This window comes from Pseudolactococcus piscium (genome assembly GCF_002441695.1).
Lineage (GTDB): Bacteria > Bacillota > Bacilli > Lactobacillales > Streptococcaceae > Pseudolactococcus > Pseudolactococcus piscium.
This window is the reverse complement of sequence record NZ_JXJW01000055.1, coordinates 1-1,274: the sequence shown is the minus strand read 5'-3', so window position 1 is coordinate 1,274 and position 1,274 is coordinate 1. Positions and strand designations below refer to the sequence as shown.

The following is a 1,274-nucleotide window of genomic DNA, read 5'->3' as shown; positions in this document are numbered from 1 at the left end:
GATTATGCAGCTAACCGTGCAAGTCGAGAGCTGCATAAGTTACTAGAAAATTCTCCAACGATTGCCCATAAGCAAGTAGCCGACCACTATCAAGATACGCCGATTGAAGAGATGAAGATTGGTGACGTTGTGCTTGTTAAACCAAGTGAACTTGTCCCGATTGATGGTGATATTTTAGAGGGGGCTAGCTGGTTTAATGAAGCGTCTTTGACAGGCGAGTCAGAGCCAGTAGCTAAACAAACAGGAGAAGCTGTTTTATCTGGTAGTATTAATGGTGAAACAGCAGTATTAGTCACAGTAACTCAGCTAGCATCAGACAGTCAATATCAGAAGATCGTCCAGTTGGTTAAGGAAAGTGAAGCAACACCCGCTGAATTTGTCAGACTGGCCGATCGATATGCGGTACCATTTACCATCATCGCCTTATTGATCGCGGGTGGTGCCTGGATCGTATCTGGTGATATGACGCGTTTTGCTGAGGTACTGGTTGTTGCAAGTCCGTGTCCATTGATTCTTGCAGCTCCGATCGCTTTTGTAGGTGGCATGAGCCGTAGCTCTCGCCATGGGTTGCTCGTTAAGAATGGGACAACGATTGAAAAATTATCTTTAGCTCAGACTGTCGCCTTTGATAAAACAGGAACGCTTACGACTGGTATCTTACAAGTTAAGTGTATTCGTCCAGAAAGCGAAACGCTATCAGAAGATGACTTGCTCCAACTTGCTTATTCTTTAGAAATAGCAAGTAATCATATCTTAGCTAAATCACTAGTCAAACTAGCAGAAAGTAAAGGCATCTCGCGTCTTGCTGTTTCCGACTTGACAGAAGAAACAGGTCTAGGCTTAAGTGGTGTGATTAATGGCAAAGCATATCGCATTGGCCGTGCCAATTTTGCCAATACCAAAGACGAGAAAATAAGTGGTACAGCGGTCAATATGAGTGAGAATGATGTCTTTATCGGTCGGATTTTATTTGAAGATAAAGCGCGTGCTGAATCTAAAGACGTGATTGAAAACCTAAAAGGATTAGCTGTTTCACACATCATGATGCTGACTGGCGATAACCTCAAAACGGCTGAAACAGTAGCAGATGAGCTGGGCATAACAGAAGTCCACGCACAGTTAATGCCGAGTGAGAAAATCGAGATTTTGAAGGCTCTACCAGAGGCAAATCGGCCGATGGTCATGGTTGGTGATGGGATCAATGATGCACCAGCGCTTGCGCTTTCAGATGTTGGGATTGCACTGGGTGCAAGTGGTGCAACTGTAGCCAGTGA

The 1,274-nt window shown here is 44.5% G+C and carries 1 protein-coding gene; it reads left to right on the top strand.

The genetic code is table 11. The annotated features are described in order from the left end of the window. A partial coding sequence (locus RU86_RS11755; RefSeq protein WP_096815452.1) for a heavy metal translocating P-type ATPase occupies nucleotides 1-1,274 on the top strand: 1,274 nt, incomplete at both ends.